15 protein-coding genes are annotated in these 18,855 nt (G+C 56.6%); 11 read left to right on the top strand and 4 right to left on the bottom strand.

Annotated features, from left to right (window positions below; translation table 11 throughout):
* Positions 1–467: 467 nt before the first annotated feature.
* From DY250_RS03705 to DY250_RS14155, 4 genes are all read left to right on the top strand, one after another.
* Positions 468–1,457 (top strand): hypothetical protein, encoded by a 990-nt coding sequence (locus tag DY250_RS03705; RefSeq protein WP_115610964.1) that lies wholly within the window; start codon positions 468–470, stop codon positions 1,455–1,457.
* A 2-nt stretch (positions 1,458–1,459) separates the two neighbouring features.
* Positions 1,460–1,615 carry a hypothetical protein gene (locus DY250_RS13905; protein ID WP_172542180.1) on the top strand — a complete coding sequence of 52 codons (156 nt, stop codon included), beginning with the start codon at positions 1,460–1,462 and terminating at the stop codon, positions 1,613–1,615.
* 95 nt (positions 1,616–1,710) lie between these two features.
* On the top strand, positions 1,711–2,286 hold the full coding sequence (locus tag DY250_RS03700; RefSeq protein ID WP_115610963.1) for a hypothetical protein: 576 nt from the start codon (positions 1,711–1,713) through the stop codon (positions 2,284–2,286).
* 691 nt (positions 2,287–2,977) lie between these two features.
* The gene (locus tag DY250_RS14155) at positions 2,978–6,433 is read left to right on the top strand and encodes a calcium-binding protein (RefSeq protein WP_174904597.1); all 3,456 of its coding nucleotides are present in this window, start codon (positions 2,978–2,980) and stop codon (positions 6,431–6,433) included.
* Between the two features lie 199 nt (positions 6,434–6,632).
* On the opposite strand, the gene DY250_RS03680 is transcribed toward DY250_RS14155, so the two are convergent.
* The 3 genes from DY250_RS03680 to DY250_RS03670 form a co-directional block, all read right to left on the bottom strand.
* On the bottom strand, positions 6,633–7,400 hold the full coding sequence (locus tag DY250_RS03680; protein ID WP_115610962.1) for an FCD domain-containing protein: 768 nt from the start codon (positions 7,398–7,400) through the stop codon (positions 6,633–6,635).
* 619 nt (positions 7,401–8,019) lie between these two features.
* Positions 8,020–10,995, bottom strand: coding sequence for a mechanosensitive ion channel domain-containing protein (locus DY250_RS03675; protein WP_115610961.1), 2,976 nt, complete (start codon positions 10,993–10,995; stop codon positions 8,020–8,022).
* Positions 10,996–10,997: 2 nt separating this feature from the next.
* Positions 10,998–11,771: an exodeoxyribonuclease III gene (locus DY250_RS03670; RefSeq protein ID WP_115610960.1), complete on the bottom strand. Its 774-nt coding sequence runs from the start codon at positions 11,769–11,771 to the stop codon at positions 10,998–11,000.
* A gap of 27 nt (positions 11,772–11,798) precedes the next feature.
* Between DY250_RS03670 and pyrE the strand changes: the two genes are divergently transcribed.
* The 7 genes from pyrE (at position 11,799) to DY250_RS03635 (ending at position 17,827) form a co-directional block, all read left to right on the top strand.
* Complete coding sequence (pyrE, locus tag DY250_RS03665) at positions 11,799–12,452, top strand: orotate phosphoribosyltransferase (RefSeq protein WP_115612760.1); 654 nt, start codon at positions 11,799–11,801, stop codon at positions 12,450–12,452.
* Between the two features lie 147 nt (positions 12,453–12,599).
* Entirely contained in the window at positions 12,600–12,923 is a 324-nt protein-coding gene (gene trxA / locus DY250_RS03660) for a thioredoxin (protein ID WP_115610959.1), read from the top strand.
* A 53-nt stretch (positions 12,924–12,976) separates the two neighbouring features.
* The gene (rho, locus tag DY250_RS03655) at positions 12,977–14,239 is read left to right on the top strand and encodes a transcription termination factor Rho (protein ID WP_115610958.1); all 1,263 of its coding nucleotides are present in this window, start codon (positions 12,977–12,979) and stop codon (positions 14,237–14,239) included.
* Between the two features lie 254 nt (positions 14,240–14,493).
* Entirely contained in the window at positions 14,494–15,708 is a 1,215-nt protein-coding gene (locus DY250_RS03650) for an ATP-binding protein (protein ID WP_115610957.1), read from the top strand.
* Positions 15,709–15,786: 78 nt separating this feature from the next.
* Positions 15,787–16,602: a DNA ligase gene (locus tag DY250_RS03645; protein ID WP_115610956.1), complete on the top strand. Its 816-nt coding sequence runs from the start codon at positions 15,787–15,789 to the stop codon at positions 16,600–16,602.
* Positions 16,603–16,604: 2 nt separating this feature from the next.
* A complete protein-coding gene (locus DY250_RS03640; RefSeq protein WP_172542178.1) occupies positions 16,605–17,363 on the top strand; it encodes an alpha/beta fold hydrolase in 759 nt (252 codons plus the stop codon).
* Positions 17,360–17,827 (top strand): chorismate--pyruvate lyase family protein, encoded by a 468-nt coding sequence (locus DY250_RS03635; RefSeq protein WP_115610955.1) that lies wholly within the window; start codon positions 17,360–17,362, stop codon positions 17,825–17,827. The genes DY250_RS03640 and DY250_RS03635 overlap by 4 nt, the downstream gene beginning before the upstream one ends.
* Positions 17,828–18,082: 255 nt before the next feature.
* On the opposite strand, the gene DY250_RS03630 is transcribed toward DY250_RS03635, so the two are convergent.
* Positions 18,083–18,751 (bottom strand): YiaD family glycine zipper/OmpA-like lipoprotein, encoded by a 669-nt coding sequence (locus DY250_RS03630; protein ID WP_006984947.1) that lies wholly within the window; start codon positions 18,749–18,751, stop codon positions 18,083–18,085.
* Between the last annotated feature and the right edge of the window lie 104 nt (positions 18,752–18,855).

Raw genomic sequence — 18,855 nt, 5'->3', positions numbered from 1 at the left:
ACGGCAAGAGTAACAAGGGGATGATCAGACCTAATGAAGCCGCTCATGGCGCTAATGCCGATTCTGAAGCTGACCAGCTTTACGTAGGGCGGGCTTCAGCCCGCCGGGCAGGCACAGCCTGCTTTTTGAGTCCTTGATAACAGCACGGAAGAAACACCGCCAAGCGAGGTAAAAAGCCCCTCATCCGTGACCGCGCCCCAAAAATGCGAGCGTTTTTGGGGTCCCCGGCGGAGGGGTTGGGGAGGGGCATTCGTCCGCAGGACGAACCATGCCAAGCGGCATCAATACCACCCCCGCCAAGCGGCGCAAATACCGTCCCCGCCCGGCGGAGCTTCGCCCCAAATGCGCCAAAACGCACATGACAGACTCTTTACGAATCCGTAACGGAGGTGTATCGTTTCCCCACAAAAACCGCATAACAACACGTTGTTCCCTTGGAAGGCAAACATATAAATTAAGGACACCGCATGACAAACCAACCGACCAATACCACCCGCAAGTCGCTGTTCTTCACCCTGTGCCTTGCGTTTGCTGCCTTGCTCACCGCTTGCGACAAACCGCAGGCGGATAAAACGGCGAAACCCGCAGCGCAGGCAACCGCCACCGCTGCGGCAGCAAGCTCCGTGCCCGCCGCCGACGGGATGCCGAACATCACTACCGAGGACATGGGCAACCTTGCCCGCGCCATGCATGGTGCGGCAAGTCAACAACCCGACAATGCGCCGAAGGATAAATACGGCCAACCCTACATCATCGGCAACCTTGGCGGCGTCCCCGTCAATCTGCCGTCTTCGGTGGTCAGCCTCGTCGAATACGACGATTCCCCCGGCTGGGATCCGGAAAAACTGCGCACCTACAACCCACCAACACGCAGCTATCAATCCATCATTACTTCTTTTGGCTTTGATTTTTTCAATAATGATGCCCAATTGTTTGATAGAAATGATCCCACAATGTGTGAGCGCAATAAAAACGATTGGGGTATTGATGGCTCGAAAAGTGACAGAGTAAGTGTACATATTCTATTTGACCCCCAACATCCACCAAAATATAAAAATCTGGATCATCACTTAGCATGGTATATGGACAAAATGTGGATAGAACCACCTCATCCTGACCATTCTTCTTATTTTGAAAAAACAACGGAAATACTGTACGGGCTGGAGGTTTATATCAATCCAGGCATAGACTCCAAGACAGGCAAGCCTTGGCGGGAATATGAAAATGCCCAAGACCTATTTGTTGGACGCGATAGCGAAGGCCATGTACAAACCCTTATTGAATGCTCAAATAAGCCTGTGCCTTCTGCACCTTGCACTCAATATTTTGTATTCCCCCCCCCTATGTCAATCCAAATTAATGCTGATTATGTGCGCCCTCAGCTTTCGCAATGGCAAAATATTCAACGTAATTCCATTCGGTTTTTAATCAACTTTCAAGCTAACACAGGAGAATAATCATGGCTGTCACAAGAGCATTAACTGTTGCTGATATTGAATACCTTAGAGATAAGGCAACCGATAGAAATGGTGTCAACGAGATCTATCAAAAACTTAATGATAGAGGTTGTTCTAAACACAATATGGATAAGTTCTATATAAATAAAATATATTAGAATTTAAATAAAAAATCATTTCAATTTCAATGCTGCATTTGTAAAAATATAATAAATACAAACTAGATAATAATATGCACTTAACGGTAAAAGCTATGTCCACAACAATAAATTGTTCTCACAATCAAAAAAAGCAAAAATACTATCAAATCATGGTGATAAAGATTCTATTATTATCCCTAATTGCATCAATTATAACAGTTATTTTTGCTACAAATGTAGATTTTTTTAATAAAGATAATTATTTTCTACAATTTATTAATGCCAAAATCAATGAAAATAATATTATTGTTACATACAAAGATAATTTAATGAGTGGAAAAATAATAACAGCTTATTATTTTTATATTCATCCTATGATCGCAATACTTATAATAATATTTGAAATCTTTGCATGCAATTATAGTTTAGACGATGAGGAGTATAGTGAATTTTATAAATATTCTGTTGAGATATATGGAAAAGAAAGAAACGGATTAAAAGTAGCTGTAACCGTAACCCCTTTATTATATTTTTTACTTTACAGTGGCTTCTTTAATAAAGCATTTAGTTTTCAGAAAACCTTTGGAGGAATATTGACGTTTAATATAATTTTTAATACATTACTTTTGTTGGCTTTGATTGTTCTCGTGCGTGGTACACATAGTCTTTTAACCAACTACTTAAGGTAAGTTTAGTATGAGCGATTCACTTTTTGATAAAGCTGTTGAAGCTGCAACAGCTTACGCTAATTTGATCAGTAAAATAGATGGGTATGCCGTCCATGACGCAAATTACAACTATGCAAATTTGCGTGATGCGTATAATGATGCTTATAGAGCATCTAGAGAATTTCTTCATGAAACAAAAAGAATCCTTGGTAAGGCAGGGTATGATTTAAGTACTAGAAAAGGCATAATTTCTTTTATAGATAGGATTACGCGCTCTAATATTACTCAATTAAATGCTAATCGCGCAAATTTTAATAACTCTCTAAATCATATAAATGGCACTGGTCTTATAAATAAGATCGCAGGAATTGCCACTAGCGTTGGTGCAGGTATATCTATTATAGATATGGGCAAAGCTACTGTTGATGCAATTTTTGGTGGTGATTCATTGCTAGGCGGTGATTGGGATAAGGTTGGGAAAAAATCTTTATCAGCATTAACTGGCTATGCTGGTGCATATGCGGGTGGTGCCTTGTTAGGTGCTGCCGCCACAGGCATTGCGGGAGCTACTACTGCAGGAATAATATTAATTCCTTCAGCAATTATTTTAGGAGCTATTGCAGGTGGTTATTATGGAGGTAAATTTGCAGAATACATATGGGATGAAACAAAGGATTTGAGAGGATTCCTTCAGGAACGAATAACCGATAGTTTGGAACTCCTTTCCAACCCGGATACAGATTGGGGAGATTGGGATACGTTTTCAGGGTGGGTTAAGAGCTGGTTCGGCCTTGACCGCGACGGTATTTTCTACCAATACGACCCCCTCGCTCTTGACCTGAACGGCAACGGCATCGAAACCCTCGCTGCCAATGGTCATGATGGCGCGATGTTTGATCATGAACGCAGCGGTATCCGCACCGCCACCGGCTGGGTACACGGCAACGACGGCATCCTCGTGCATGACCGCAACGGCGACGGCAAAATCAACGACGGCGGCGAAATCTTTGGCGACAACACCCCGCTCAAGAGTGGTAAGACCGCCGCGCATGGTTTCGCCGCACTGGCCGAACTGGATGAAAACGGTGACGGCAAAGTGGATGCCGCCGACAGCGCCTTCGGCAAACTCGGTGTCTGGCGCGACCTCAATCACAACGGCATCAGCGAAGAAGGCGAGCTCTTTACACTCAAAGACCTGCGCATCAAGTCGCTCAACCTTGGCTATAGACAGGCGGACAAAGACCTCGGCAACGGCAATACGCTGGCCGAAGTCGGCAGCTACACCGATGAAGACGGCAACGAACACATTATGGGTGACTTACAACTTTCCGCCGATCGCTTCCACAGCCGTTTCAGCGACCGCATCCCGCTCACGGACGAACAGCGGCGCGAAGTGAATCTGCGCGGCAGCGGCAGACTGCGTGACCTGCGCGAAGCCGCTGCCCAGTCCTCCGAACTGGCGGAGGTGCTGCAGCAGTACAAAAACGCGGCAACCAAAGAAGAACAATTGGCGCTGCGCGACAAACTGCTCAAAGTTTGGGCGGATACCGATCCGCAGCGGGTAGAAGACCTTAAGAGTGCCATCAATACCATGCATACCATGACACAAGGCGGAGGGCGCAAAGGCATCGGCCTCACCCCGTCCCAGGTCGAACATATGAATGAAATCATGATGATGGATTTTTGGGAACTTATCGGTCAACCTGATCCCACCGGACAAAAACAGGCCGAACTGAACCGCAGGATCGCCATTCTCGATGCCTTCACCGGCACCCGTTCTCCAAACCTCTACTACTTCAGCAAAAAAGAAGCGCAGCATATTGTCGATACCGTCAACGATACCTATGAACGCCTCGCCGACAGCCTCTACGACAGTCTGCTCTTCCAGACCCGCCTGCGCCCCTACCTGGACGCCATGCGCCTGCGCATGAACGAAAAAGGCGAATACAGCATAGATTACAGCGGCGTCTCCGCACGCTTCGCCGAAATTCACAAGAAAAACCCCGGCAAAGCCTTCACCGATCTCGGCGAACTGCTGGCTAAAGGCAATGCCGACGGCAAAAACACCGCAATGGCACCACTGGCCGAACAATTCGTGCAATTTGCCGCCGAAGCGGAACAAAACGGCACCTTCGCCCAATACGCCGACGTCCTCGGTAAAAAGAACCTGGAAACCCTGGGACACCGCATTGGCGGCGACGGCAATGACACCTTGGGCGGTAATGACAGTGCCAACTATCTTGCCGGTGGCAACGGCAACGACGCCCTGCGCGGTGGCAAAGGCCATGACACCCTCGTCGGCGGCACAGGTAACGACGACCTGCAAGGTGGCGACTACGAGTCCGACACCTACCACTTCAGCAAAGGCCACGGCAAAGACACCGTCTATGACTGGGCGCGCAACGATGCCGAAGCCGACAAACTCGTTTTCCATGGTGCCAAAGCCAAAGACGCTGTCTTTGGCCGCGAAGGTGCCGACCTCACCATTCGTGCCTACGGCAACGGACAGGATCAGGTCAACATCCGAGACTTCTTCTCCTCCCCGTCATCCAACCAGCACCATTTCCAATTCGATGACGCCACGCTGAAAGTAAGCGACATCGCACAAAAAACCTTCGAATACGACAGCACATCGGGCAATGGCTGGATCACCGACGACACCATCCACGGCAGCGAACAAAACGACAACATCTCCGGCGATGACGGTAACGATACCCTGTATGGTAACGACGGCGATGACAACCTGAATGGCGGTAACGGCGACGACAAACTGAACGGCGGCAACGGCAACGACGCCCTGCGCGGTGGCAAAGGCCATGACACCCTCGTCGGCGGCACAGGTAACGACGACCTGCAAGGTGGCGACTACGAGTCCGACACCTACCACTTCAGCAAAGGCCACGGCAAAGACACCGTCTATGACTGGGCGCGCAACGATGCCGAAGCCGACAAACTCGTTTTCAACGGTGCCAAAGCCAAAGATGCCGTCTTTGGCCGCGAAGGTGCCGACCTCACCATTCGTGCCTACGGCAACGGACAGGATCAGGTCAACATCCGGGACTTCTTCTCCTCCCCGTCATCCAACCAGCACCATTTCCAATTCGATGACGCCACGCTGAAAGTGAGCGACATCGCACAAAAAACCTTCGAATACGACAGCACATCGGGCAATGGCTGGATCACCGACGATACCATCCACGGCAGCGAAAAAAACGACAATATCTCCGGCGATGACGGTAACGATACCCTGAATGGTAACGACGGCGATGACAACCTGAATGGCGGTAACGGCGACGACAAACTGAACGGCGGCAACGGCAACGACGCCCTGCGCGGTGGCAAAGGCCATGACACCCTCGTCGGCGGCACAGGTAACGACGACCTGCAAGGCGGCGACTACGAGTCCGACACCTACCACTTCAGCAAAGGCCACGGCAAAGATAACGTCTATGACTGGGCACGTGGCACAACCGAAGCCGATACCCTCGTTTTCCATGGTGCCAAAGCCAAAGACGCTGTCTTCGGGCGTGTGGGAGGAGATCTCACCATCCGTGCCTATGGCAACGAAAGCGACCAGGTGACTGTGCAAAGCTACTACGAACGTCCCGGCCAGAACTACTACAACCTGCAATTCGACGACGTGACTTACGATGCCGCGAGTATCCGCAGCCGCGATTTGCTCAAGGATGGCCTGCCATCCGCGAGTGTCGCTGCAACGGAGAAAAATCCCGCCGTGCAAACAGCGACGGATACGGCAGCCTCTGCACAGACGGTTAAAGAAGCAAAAGCGGAAACCGCGCCTGCGACATCTGTTGGGACGTCATCAACAGAAAAAGCGGCCGTCGCACAACAAGCCGCTGCGGCTGATCGTGATACCACTGCTACCGCTCCGGCCAGGGCTTTGGCGGCACAGGTCGAAAGTGCCGGGCAACAAGGCGGTGCTGCCACAACGGACAGCCATCCGGCAACACCAACGACGGGCGGCGCACAAAGTGCTGCCACCGCACGTGATGCCAAGGCTGCCGCCCAGGCACAGCATCTGATCGAAGCCATGGCTGCCTTCGATGCCCGTAGCGCGACGACGGACAACCTCGCCGCCCCGCCGCTGCAGCAGCCTCTGCTTGCCGCCGCCACAGCGGACAGCGCGGCAAAACCGCTGCTGCCGTAACCGGTGTGCTAACCCGCAACCCTTCTCCGGCAACGGGGAAGGGTTTTTGTTGTGTCGAATCGCGGAAAAATAGCGAACTCGGGGGAGTTTCCAACCCACCGTGATGCTGTTGCAGTTTTTCAGCCAAGCAACGCGTCAAGCCCGCCCGACTTCGTGACCACCTTTTGGTCTTGCGGCGAGGCAGCAGCGCCAGCGAAAGTCATGCTTTTTCTTCCGACTTGGGCAGGGTGATCGGCAGACTGCGGAAGAGATAGCCGTCGAATTCGGGCGCATCAACGTCCGAAAGCAGAAGCAGGGTTTCGCGCACGTTTTCCAGGTGTTGCCACATGGCATGTTTGGCGGCGACCGGGTCTTTGCGTTTCAGGGCGTTGAGCACGGCGCGGTGGTCATCCAACCAGCGCCGCCAGTAGGTGGTGTTGGTGATGTGCCGGTGCAGTTGTTCCCACATCGGGCTGCCGCGCCGCTGCAACCACAGGCGATTGACGCTTTCCGCCAGCACGCTGTTCTGCGTCGCCTGCGCCACGCGCAGATGGAATTGCTCGTCGCTGCTGTAATCGGTGATGCCTTCTTGCACTTCCTGTTCCTGGATTTGCAGGATGCGTTGCAGGGCTTCTATGTCGGTTTTGGTGACGGTCAGCGCGGCGACTTCGGCGATGCTGCTTTCCAGCACTTGCCGCGCCTGCATCAGCTCGAAGGGGCCGATGTCGCTATCGTCGCCTTTGGGGGTGCCGCCATCCGGCAGGCGGATGATATACACGCCGGATCCCTGCCGCACTTCAACGAGACCTTGGATTTCCAACATGATGAGGGCTTCGCGCAGGAGGGCGCGGCTGACGTCAAGCAGTTCGGCAAGGTGACGCTCGGCGGGCATTTTGTCGCCGACGGCGAAGTTGCCGTTACTAATCATCTGCCGCAGTTCGGCGGCAACTTCGGGGTAACGGCGGCTGATGCTGAGGGGAGGATTCATGTCGGCTGCTCCTGCATGGTAGGTGGAAAGGGGTAACGGTCATATACTGTATTTTGGTCAACCGCCGTCTGCCTGCTCTTTCTGCATGACGCAGCGACAGCTTGGAAGTGATGCAATGGTTGCGGCACGGCATGACCCGCTTTGGTTGACCGGTTATGTTAGCAAGTTTCGCAGGGGCAGGCGGTGCTGTTTTACTTTTTGAGCACCGGTATCCGATTCTCTCGCTTTTTTTTCGACAGAAATACCGACCAAGCGGGGCGAAACGACGGGACTCAAGCAGGGATGCGAAGAATGTTTTGCGGTGTGCTTCGTACACGACAAAATTTTGCTAAACGGCATAAAACCGAGTTCGCTACCAAGCGGGATAAATACTGGGTTTTTTATTCCCCCCTTCCGGCCTTCGGCCACCTTCCCCCGCCAGCGGGGGAAGGAATTTTTTGTGCGGGATTCAGGATGGGCAGCCGTCAAGCGGTATAAATACAGGTTTTTTATTTCTCCCCTTCCGCCCTTTGGCCAGCTTCCCCGCCAGCGGGGGAAGGAATTTTTTGTGCGGGATTCGGGATGGAGCAGCCGTCAAGTAGGATAAACACTGGGCTCTTCAACGCCCGTTTTTTCTCTGCTACACCGGTTTACGTGGTGCGGGCAGGCGCGCGGGCTGGTCGGTTTCCAGCGGGTAGTAGTTGTCGCGTTTCGGGTAGGCGATGTCGATGCCGTGCCTGCGGCAGGCCTGCCACAGGCGGCTGATGACGAGGTGGCGGCTGGTCGCGCGGTGGTGGTGTTGCATGTGGACATGGTATTGCACGCGGTAGGTGATGCCCCGGTCAGAGTAGTTGTAGGCGAAGACGCCGTAGTCGTAGTCGCTGCTGTCAAGGATGTGGTCTTCTTCGGCAAGTGCTGCGAGGGCGTTCAGCAGGGTTTGGCGGGTGTGTTCGGGGTCGTGGCGGTAGCCAAGGTCAAGGTAGAGCACGGTGCGGGTGACGGGGTCCTGGTGCGACCAGTTTTTGAAGGCGCTGGTGACAAAGTCGGAGTTCGGCAGGATGACGCTTTCGTTGTCGAAGGTGGTGATGGTCAGCGATCGCATGCCGATGCGTTCGACGGTGCCTTCGTAGCTGCCGACGGTGATGATGTCGCCGTTGCGCAGCGGGCGTTCGATGAGCAGGAGGATGCCGCTGATGAAGTTGTTGGCGATGGTCTGCATGCCGAAGCCGATACCGACGCCGAGCGCGCCGGCGAAGACGGTGAAGGCGGTGAGGTCGATGCCGATGACGCGCAGCGCCAGGAAGAAGCCGAGGGTGACGGCAGCATACTGGCTGAAGACGGCGAGGCTGTTACGGATGCCGAGGTCGGCGATTTTGCCGTAGATCCAGCGGTAGCTGAGGGATTTTATCCAGCCGCCGATGCGGTAGATGATGTAGATGAGGATGCCCATCAGCAGGAGGTTGAGCAGGGTGAGGTGGCTGTCGTTTTTGGCGATGGAGGCGTTGAGCAGGGTGAGGGTTTCCTGGATGACGGGGGTGTGTTCGTTCCAGCCGTAGCTGTGTTGCAGCAATCGCAGGAGCAGGATGAGGCTTGCGTAGGTGAGGATGGTGTTCGCCGGGTTGATGATGTCTTGTGCCCAGAAGACGCCGTTGGTGGTGTGGCGCAGGGCGTAGTGTTTGGCGCGGCGGGCGCTGTCTTTGAGTAGCGCGGTAAAGGCGATCCACAGGCCGGCGTAGAGGACGAAGATGAGGAGGTGGCGGGCGATGTTCCAGGCGAGGTTGAGGTAGCCGAGGGTGCCGACGATGCCGAAGGCAGCAACGCCGATGGGGATGGTGCGGATGAGCAGGCGCAGACTGCGGTAGCTGGGCTGGTCGCGGTAGTAGCCGTTCATGTGGGCAATGCTGCGGCTGGTGGCACGCCAGATGGGTACGGCGGCAAGGAGGTTGTAGAGGGCGAAGATCCAGCGGTAGGTGTCGGTGATGACGCGGTCATCCAGTATCCATTCGGCCATGCAGGCGAGGCCGTAGAGCAGGCTGCCGACGGCGGCGTAAATGATGGTGGGGCGGATGATGCGCTGTTTTTCGGGGGTGGCGATGAGATCGGTGTAGATGAGGTTGCGCGCGGCGTAGTAGGGGATGGTGTTGAAGAGCAGGAGTGCCGGGATGAGGGTGAGCATGTCCGAGGCGGGCGCGGTGATGCCGCTGGTGCTGATGGTAATGTGGATGATGCTGTAGGCGGTGAGGTAGGGCAGGTTGTTTTTCAGCATCCGGCTGAGGAAGTAGAGCAGGCGCGCCGGAAAGGTGAGGCGTTTTTGGCCGGCGTAGCGGCGGATGGCGCGGTTCATCAGGTTGATGATGGCGATGGTGGCGGCGATGAAACCGATGGCGGCACTGGCGATGGTGAGCCATTTGAGGGTGGGCAGGGTGCGCAGGCTGTGGTAGAGGGTTTCGACGGCGACGGCGTACTGGCCGATGAAGGTGCCGCCGCTCTTGATGAGGGCGGCACCGTGCTGCGCCAGGGCGGCGGGGTCGCCGCCGAAGCGGTATTGCTGGGTGAGTTGTTCTTTGGCGAGCTGGCTGTATTGGCGGTCGGCGATGTCGCGGCTGGTGTTGAGACTGAGGGTGTTGTTGGCGATAAGGGTTTTGAGTTGCTGGTATTGCTGGTTTAGCGCCTGCCAGCGGGCTTTGTTGGCATCAAGCGGGGTGCCGCGCTGGCGGGTGTAGAGCTCGTTCTGCTGGCTGATGAGGTGCTGGTTGTTGTCAATTTGCGGGGCAAGGGCGTCAAGGCGGGTTTGCGCGGTGGCGAGTTCGGCGCGGATGCGGTCAACGCGTTCGAGCGAGAGTCTGGTGAGGTCGGCATATTGGAGTTCTTGCAGGCGGCTTTCCTGGGCGAGCAGCTCGCTTTCGGCCTGGGTGTAGTAGATTTGGGTGTTGATGAGGGCGAGCTCGTTGTTGTGGTCAAGACGGGTGTTGCGGTCGGGTTTGTTGTGGTCGAGGCGGTCGTTGAGTTCCTGGCGGCGGGCTTGCAGTTGGGTGAGGCGGTCGCTGTGGGTCTGGTCGGCAGTGGTCTGGCGGGTTTCGAGGTAGCGTTCGTTGTAGCGCTGGTAGCGGGCTTCGAGCAGGGCTTTCTGGCGGTTGCCGATGGTTTCGGTCTGGGCGAGGATGTGTTTCTGCCGTTGCAGCAGTTGCAGGTGGCGCTGGCTGAGGGCGAGTTGTTCGCGGGTCTGCGCGCTGTGGCCGTCGTCGCTGTCGAGCAGCGGGTTGGATTGTTTTTGCAAGAGGGCAGAGAGGGCGTCGCTGCGTTTGCGCGCGGTTTCGATCTCCTGGTTGACGGTGTTCTGCGTGTTGGTGAGGGTGGTGAGGTCGCTTTGTGTTTGTTCGAGGGCGACGCGGATGGCGGCGAGGTTGTTTTCGCTGATGGTGGCGGGCAGGCTGTCTTCGTCGAGTTCGTCCAGGTCACGCTGCCAGTCGCGGTTGCGGGCTTCGTTGGCATTGATGGCTTGTTCAAGCTGGTCAAGCTGGGCGGCACTGGGGGCGTTGCCGGCGTTATCGAGGCCTTGCGCGCAGATGATGGTGGCAGCGAGGGTGAGGAACAGGGCGAGGATGAGGCGGTGCATGGTCAGGCGAGATCGCGGTAGGTAATGGTCAGCGGTGCGTGATCGGAAAAGGGTTCGGCGGTGTAGATGCTGGCGCTTTCTACCAGGCTGGCGAGGTTGGCGCTGATGATGTGGTAGTCAATGCGCCAGCCGACGTTGTTGGCACGGGCGTTGCCACGCTGGCTCCACCAGGTGTACTGGTGTTCTTCGTTGTTGACGAGGCGGAAGGCGTCGCGGTAACCGCCAGCGAAGAGGTCGGTCAGCCACTGGCGTTCCTGCGGCAGGAAGCCGCTGTTTTTCAGGTTGCCTTTCCAGTTTTTCAGGTCTTTTTCGGTGTGGGCGATGTTGATGTCGCCGCAGAGGATGAGGCGTTCGCCCGCCTGCGCCCGCGCTTGCAGCCACGGTGCGAATTTGGCCATGAAGGCTTCTTTTTTCTGCTGGCGTTCGTCGCCGCTGGTGCCGGAATGCATGTAAAGGCTGATGATGCTGTGCGTGGAGTACACCGCTTCGAGGTAGCGCCCTTCGCAATCGATTTCCGTCCAGCCGATGCCGTGGCGCACCGTCTGCGGCGGGTGTTTCAGGTACAATGCGACGCCGCTGTATCCCTTCTTTTCCGCGTCGTGATAGTAATTGTGCGCGAGCGGATAGTACATGGGGTCGTCCTTGAGCTGGTCTTCCTGCGCTTTGGTTTCCTGAATGCAGACGGCATCGGCGTCCTGTCCGGCCAGCCAGCGGAAGAATCCCTTGCGAGCTGCCGAACGGATGCCGTTGGCATTGAAGGTTATGATTTTATACATGTTTTTTAGGCTTTGAGGTGCTAGATGCTGGCAGTATATCAAAAAAGATTTTTGGCCTCGGCGCTTGCCGCTGAGGCATTGCGCTTCGGTGAATTTACCCTGAAATCGGGACGGAAAAGCCCGTATTTTTTCAACGCGGGCGCGTTTTGCGACGGCGAGGCGCTCACCGTGTTAGCGCAGGCTTATGCAGCGGCCATTCTGCGCCTGCGGGAAGAAGGGGTGGCTTTCGACGTGCTCTACGGCCCGGCTTATAAAGGTATCCCGCTGGTCGCGGCGGTGGCGGTGGTGCTCTTCGCCGAACATGGCCTGTCGCTGCCGTGGGCGTTCAACCGCAAGGAAGCGAAAGACCACGGCGAGGGCGGCTCGCTCGTCGGCGCACCGCTTGCCGATAAACGTGTCTTGATACTGGATGATGTCTTAACCGCCGGCACCGCCATCCGCGAATCGCTCGCCGTATTGCGCGCTGCCCAGGCACAACCCGTGGCGGTTATCGTCGCCCTTGACCGTCAGGAAACGGTGGACGGTGGCGGCTCGGCCCTGTCGCGTCTCGCGCAAGATGAAAACCTCACCACGACATCCGTCGTCACCCTCGATGACCTGCTGCAATTTGTCGGCAACGATCCGCGCCTCACCGCTTACCTGCCCGCGATGCAGGATTACCGGCAGCAGTACGGCTGTTGAACTTTGCCTGCCCCGCGCTTATACTGCGCGCCGCTTCAAACCGCGCAACCGCGCGGTTCTTCTATATCCCCTCCCACCATTCACATCACCGCGCTTCGCGCAAGCGGGAGGGGGGCATCCTTACTACACCCATACCGGAGACACCCCATGAGTAATGCCATTGCTGTTGGTGAAGCCAACTTTCAGGCAGAAGTATTGGACTCAACCATCCCTGTGCTCGTTGATTTCTGGGCCGAATGGTGCGGACCGTGCAAAATGATCGCCCCCGAACTGGACGCACTGGCCACCGAGACTAACGGTCAGCTGAAAATCGTCAAGATCAACGTGGACGAAAACAACGACCTGTCCGCACGCTACGGCATCCGCTCTATCCCTACCCTGCTTCTCTTCAAGGGCGGCGCACTGGTGGATTCCCACATCGGACTGGCAGATAAAGAGGCTCTGCTCGCCTTCGTCAAACACCACATCTAATCCCAATTGCCCCCGCTGTACGCGGGGGCATTCATTACCGCATACAAACATCAATGAACCTCAGCGATCTCAAACAAAAAAGTTCCCAGGAAATTCTCGCGCTCGCCGAATCCATGGGATTAGACGACATCTCCCGCAAACGCAAACAAGACCTCATCTTCAGCATCCTCAAAGCGCACGCCAAAAGTGGCGAAGAAATCACCGGCGACGGTACCCTCGAACTCATCCCGGACGGCTACGGCTTTCTGCGCGCCGAAGTCAACTCCTACCAGGCCAACCCCGACGACATCTACGTCTCGCCCAATCTCATCCGCCGCTGCAACCTGCGCACCGGTGACACCATCAGCGGCAAAATCCGCCCACCGAAAGACAACGAACGCTACTTCGCCCTCACCAAAATCGACACCATTAACTACGACGAACGCGGCGCAGCGCGACACAAAGTCCCCTTTGAAAACCTCACCCCGCTGCATGCTGACGAAATGCTCAAACTCGAAATCGGCAACGGCAGCAGCGAAGACATCACCCCGCGCATGATCGACCTCATCGCCCCCATCGGCAAAGGCCAGCGCGGCCTCATCGTCTCGCCGCCGAAAGCGGGCAAAACCGTGATGCTGCAAAACATCGCCCAATCCATCACCCACAACCACCCTGAGTGCTATCTCATCGTCCTGCTCATCGACGAACGCCCGGAAGAAGTCACCGAAATGCAGCGCAGCGTGCGCGGCGAAGTCATCTCCTCCACCTTCGACGAACCGGCGCAGCGCCATGTCCAGGTCTCGGAAATGGTTATCGAAAAGGCCAAGCGCCTGGTTGAGCACAAAAAAGACGTCGTCATCCTCTGCGACTCCATCACCCGCCTCGCCCGAGCCTACAACACCATCGCCCCGGCCTCCGGCAAAATCCTCACCGGCGGCGTGGACGCGAACGCCCTGCAGCGCCCGAAACGCTTCTTTGGCGCAGCGCGCAACACCGAAGAAGCCGGCTCGCTCACCATCATTGCAACAGCGCTGGTGGATACCGGCTCGAAAATGGACGAAGTCATCTACGAAGAATTCAAAGGCACGGGCAACATGGAAGTGCACCTGAACCGCCGTATTGCCGAAAAACGCATCTTCCCGGCGATTGACATCAACCCGTCCGGCACCCGCCGCGAAGAACTCATGATCGAGCCCGACGTGCTGCAAAAAACCTGGATACTGCGCAAAATCCTGCATCCGATGGACGAACTGCAAGCCAGCGAATTCCTGCTGGAACGCCTGAAAAACACCAAGACCAACGAAGAATTCTTCCAGTCGATGAAGAACGTCAAATAACCGCTCGCCCGATCATATGCGGGCTTCAGCCCCAAGCAAGCGTTGCCTGCTTTTTTTGTACGAATACCGCCTGAAGCCAGCAATTATCCCGCTTGGCGGGCCCATTAAATACGCCGCTTGACAAGCCCGGCATTTATTTCGCTTGGTGGCCATGCCCTTCCAAAACAGCCATCCATTGGATACCTATCCCTGCTAAAATCCAGTTTAATTCCGCACTGCGTCGTGGAATAAACTAGGAAATAGCCAAGAATTCCATGTACATCCCCCGCCACATCCAGCCCTTACTGCAACGCATCCGCCGACAATTCCCTGCCCTGCTGCTCAGCGGCGCGCGTCAGGTCGGCAAATCCACCTTGTTGCAGCACATCGGCGCCGATTACCGCTACCTGACCCTGGACGATCCGCTACTGCTCACCCAGGCGCAGGGCGACCCGCGCCTTTTCTTCCTGAACAACACAGGCAATCTCATCCTCAACGAAGTGCAATATGCGCCGGAATTATTCCCCCTGCTGAAACTGGAAATAGACAAACAAAAACAAAACGGGCAGTACATGCTATCCGGCTCGCAAACCTTTCCCCTCATGCAAAACGTCAGCGAGAGCCTCGCCGGCAGAATCGCCATCTTGCAGCTCACGGGATTATCGCAACGCGAGATCCGTCATATCGACTTTTACCGGCCCTTTATCCCGGACGACGACTACCTCACCGCCCGTGAGACCATGCTCGCCCCCTACGATGACATCTGGCAGCACATCCACAGAGGCGATATGCCGCGCCTCTACGAACAAGAAACCGACTGGGACATCTACTACGCCTCCTACGTCGCCACCTACATTGAACGCGACGTGCGCCAACTCGCCAATATCGGCGCCGGTAGCGATTTCACCCGCTTCATGGCGGCAGTCGCGGCGCGCAGTGGCGAACTGCTCAACTACACTAACCTCGCCCAGGATGCGGGCATCTCGGCAGATACCGCCAAGCGCTGGCTCACCATCTTGCAGGCTGCCAACATCATCTACCTGCTGCCGCCATACAGCCACAACCATCTGAAACGCGCCATCAAAACACCGAAACTCTACCTGCTGAACACCGGCCTTATGGCCTGGCTCAGCCGCTGGCTGACGCCGGAAACCATTGCGCAAGGCGCCAAAAGCGGGCAATTCTTTGAAACCTTTATCGTCAGCGAAATCATCAAAACCTTCCGCAATAACGGCCTGGAACTGCCGCTTTACTACTACCGTGACACTAACCAGAAAGAAATCGACCTCATCATCGAACACAACCAAACCCTCTATCCGCTGGAAATCAAAACCACGGCTGGCCCGAACAAAAAAATGGCTGCCGCCTTTGCCATCTTGCGCAACAACCTGACCGATATCCGTATCCACAAAGGCATCATCATCAGCCAATACCCGCAAAAATGGTATCTGGCGGAAGACGTTATCAGCCTGCCACCAATGTATATCTGATGCGCCGGGTGCCACCTGACAATCGCCGGACGGCAAACTCTGTACAATCCGGCATCACCGCTTGAACTCACAATACCTATGCTCCGCCCTGCCCGACTCCTCATCCTGCTTCTCATCAGCACCATCACCCACGCCGCCATACCCGACCTCATCCTCGCCGGCGAATATAGCGGGCAGGACGTGCGCGGCTGGGCGATGAGCGAAAAACTCGATGGTGTGCGCGCCTATTGGGACGGCCACCAACTCATCAGCCGCGCCGGCCATCCCTTCCGTCCGCCCACCGGCTTCCTCACCGACTACCCGCCTTGGCCACTGGACGGCGAACTGTACAGCGTACGCGGCGCATTCGAGCACATCTCCGGCAGCGTGCGCCGTGCCGACGGCGACTGGACGGGCATCTATCTGCACGTCTTCGACGTACCACAAGCATCCGGCACCCTCTACCAGCGCCTCGCCACCCTGCATGGCTGGCTGAAAGACCACCCGCAAGCGCGCATCCGCCTCATCCCGCAAATCCCCATCCGCGATCCGGCACAAGTGGATGCCGCCCTGCACCATATTGAGGCAGCAGGCGGCGAAGGCGTCATGCTGCGCAACCCTGCCCGCCCCTACCATGGTGGCCGCAGCCCATACCTACTCAAACACAAAAGCGCACATGACGCCGAATGCACCGTCATCGCCCACCATACGGGCACAGGCCGCAACGCCCACCGCCTCGGCGCGCTCACCTGCGAAAATGCCCACGGCAAATTCCGCATCGGCTCAGGCTTTAGCGACGCCGAGCGCGAAAACCCGCCCGCCATCGGCAGCACCATCACCTACCGCTACCGGGGCTATACCAAAAAAGGCACGCCCCGCTTCGCCACTTACCTGCGACCGCGTACCGGAGAATAACCATGCAAACCTTCACTTCCCCCAGCGCCCGCTGCCACCTCTTCTATCACGACTTTCCCGGCCACACCCCAGCCTGCCTCTTCGTGCATGGCCTCGGCTGTGCCGGCAGCTACGAGTACCCGCGTGTTGCCGCCGACCCCGCCTTTGCTGGCCGCCACGCCATCCTGCTTGACCTCGCTGGCAGCGGCTACAGCGAGCGCCCACGCGACTTTTCCTACACAACCACGGCCCATGCCCGCACCATCCTCGAACTCGTTGACCATCTTGGCCTGCACGACCTCTACCTATACGGCCACAGCATGGGCGGCAGCATCGCCATCGAAGCCGCCGCCCACCTTGGCAACCGTCTGCGCGGCCTCATCGTCAGCGAATGCAACCTGACAGCGGGCGGCGGCACCTACAGCCGCGCCATCGCCGCATACCGCGAAGAAGACTACATCGCGCACGGGCACGCCGCCCTGATCGCTCAAGAAACCAGCCCGTGGGCAGGCAGCCTGCGCAGTAGCGCACCGTGGGCGGTGTGGCGCAGTGCGCGCAGCCTGATAGACGGCGTTGAACCGGACTGGCTGACCCGCTTGAGCGCCCTGCCACAACGCAAAACCTTCCTCGTCGGCGCAAATACCCTGCCCGATGCCGACTACGAACGCATCCGCGCGGCACATATCCCAACCGCCATCATCCCCGCTGCCGGACACGCCATGTCCTGGGAAAACCCCGGCGGCCTCGCTGCCGCCCTCACTGCCTTCATGGACGAAACATGACCCCCGCCGAAAGTCACCGCATCCTGCAACACCCCGACTGGCACGATGCCTGCATCCTGCCACCGTCCGCCGTGCGCGACTGGCTGCTGCACGAGGGTTCCCTCACCCGCAAACTGCAACAGCATTGCACCCGTCTTGACGTAACCATCGCCCACGAAGGCTGGACGAGCGATGACCACTGGCTGCGCGAAGTCTGGCTGAACGGCGACGGCATCCCCTGGATATACGCACAAACCCGCATCCCGCGCGCTACCCTCAGCCACGCTGCCGCCCCACTGCAAAACAGCGGCAACCGACCCATCGGCCTGTGGCTCTACGCACAACAGCCAACCCGCCTCAACCTGCGCTGGCGCTACGACAGCACAAGCGACAGCTACGCGCGCCAAACCGTCCTCGCCCTCGACGGCTACCCGCTGGACATCCGCGAACACTTCCTGCCTGGCTTTCCCTATCCCGCAGACTAAGCCATTGCGGTGAGCCCGGTATTAACGCTGCTCGGCGGACCCAGTATTGACGCCGCTTAGTGGTCGTAGGGCGGGCTTCAGCCCGCCGCAAAGCCTTCTCTTTGTGTTCATGATGCGGACAGAAGTCCGTCTGCACAATAAGCCAGTATTGACACTACTTGGCAGACCCAGCATTAACGCCGCTTGGCGGGGCATATACAAAAACGGCAGGCAATAAAAAAACCGCCTTGCGGCGGTTTTTTACGAGAGGCAGCCTCAGAAGACCGGCTGATAAGCGGCCTGCGGGTTGGCCTGATCAATAGCCTTGATGTAGATGGCAACGCGACGGTCTTGCGGGTTCTTTTCCGCCGTGGCGTATTGTTCACCATAGCCTTGCACCACGAAGCGCTGCGAGTTGATACCTTGCTGCGAGAGGTACTGGGCAACGGACTGGGCGCGACGTTGCGAGAGCTGCATATTGTGCTGCGGACTGCCGCTGCCATCGGTGAAGCCGTACACGTGGACGATGGTTTCCGGGTACTGTTGCAGGGTTTGCGCGATGCTGCCGAGCGGTTGGTAGAAGTTCGGCTTGATAACAGACTGATCAGTGTCGAAGAGCACTTCGCTTTGGATATTCAGCTGGATGGTGCTTTCGTTGACGCGGTTGACCTGCACGCCGCTGTTGGCGACCTGCTGTTGCAGTTGCTGCTGCTGGCGGTCCATGTAGTTACCGATGGCGGCGCCGGCAAGGGCACCGGCGACAGCGCCGACATAGCGGCCATTGTCGTCGTTAATCTGGTGACCGAGGACGCCACCGGCGAGGGCGCCGATGGCGGTACCCATTGCGGCGGACTGGTTGTTGGCGAGCAGACCCGCACCCGATTCACAGCCGGCGATCAGGAGCGCCGCTGCGCCCGCCAAAAGGCCTAAATTGCTTTTTTTCATGGGATTGTCTCCGTGTTGATTAAGTCGGCGGGCATGATAGCGACTGCCCCTGACCGCCGACATTAACGGTCATTCACGCGGATAAACCCGCATTGACATGATCA

It is taken from the genome of Cardiobacterium valvarum (genome assembly GCF_900460955.1).
GTDB lineage: Bacteria > Pseudomonadota > Gammaproteobacteria > Cardiobacteriales > Cardiobacteriaceae > Cardiobacterium > Cardiobacterium valvarum.
The sequence above is the reverse complement of the archived record's forward strand: the minus strand, read 5'-3'. Positions and strand labels throughout refer to the sequence as shown.

Bases quoted from the DNA above. Each gene is read 5' to 3' on its own strand.
- DY250_RS03705 (WP_115610964.1), top strand. From the start codon at position 468: ATGACAAACCAACCGACCAATACCACCCGCAAGTCGCTGTTCTTCACC.
- DY250_RS13905 (WP_172542180.1), top strand. From the start codon at position 1,460: ATGGCTGTCACAAGAGCATTAACTGTTGCTGATATTGAATACCTTAGA.
- DY250_RS03700 (WP_115610963.1), top strand. From the start codon at position 1,711: ATGTCCACAACAATAAATTGTTCTCACAATCAAAAAAAGCAAAAATAC.
- DY250_RS03680 (WP_115610962.1), bottom strand. From the start codon at position 7,400: ATGAATCCTCCCCTCAGCATCAGCCGCCGTTACCCCGAAGTTGCCGCC.
- DY250_RS03675 (WP_115610961.1), bottom strand. From the start codon at position 10,995: ATGCACCGCCTCATCCTCGCCCTGTTCCTCACCCTCGCTGCCACCATC.
- DY250_RS03670 (WP_115610960.1), bottom strand. From the start codon at position 11,771: ATGTATAAAATCATAACCTTCAATGCCAACGGCATCCGTTCGGCAGCT.
- trxA (WP_115610959.1), top strand. From the start codon at position 12,600: ATGAGTAATGCCATTGCTGTTGGTGAAGCCAACTTTCAGGCAGAAGTA.
- rho (WP_115610958.1), top strand. From the start codon at position 12,977: ATGAACCTCAGCGATCTCAAACAAAAAAGTTCCCAGGAAATTCTCGCG.
- DY250_RS03650 (WP_115610957.1), top strand. From the start codon at position 14,494: ATGTACATCCCCCGCCACATCCAGCCCTTACTGCAACGCATCCGCCGA.
- DY250_RS03645 (WP_115610956.1), top strand. From the start codon at position 15,787: ATGCTCCGCCCTGCCCGACTCCTCATCCTGCTTCTCATCAGCACCATC.
- DY250_RS03640 (WP_172542178.1), top strand. From the start codon at position 16,605: ATGCAAACCTTCACTTCCCCCAGCGCCCGCTGCCACCTCTTCTATCAC.
- DY250_RS03635 (WP_115610955.1), top strand. From the start codon at position 17,360: ATGACCCCCGCCGAAAGTCACCGCATCCTGCAACACCCCGACTGGCAC.
- DY250_RS03630 (WP_006984947.1), bottom strand. From the start codon at position 18,751: ATGAAAAAAAGCAATTTAGGCCTTTTGGCGGGCGCAGCGGCGCTCCTG.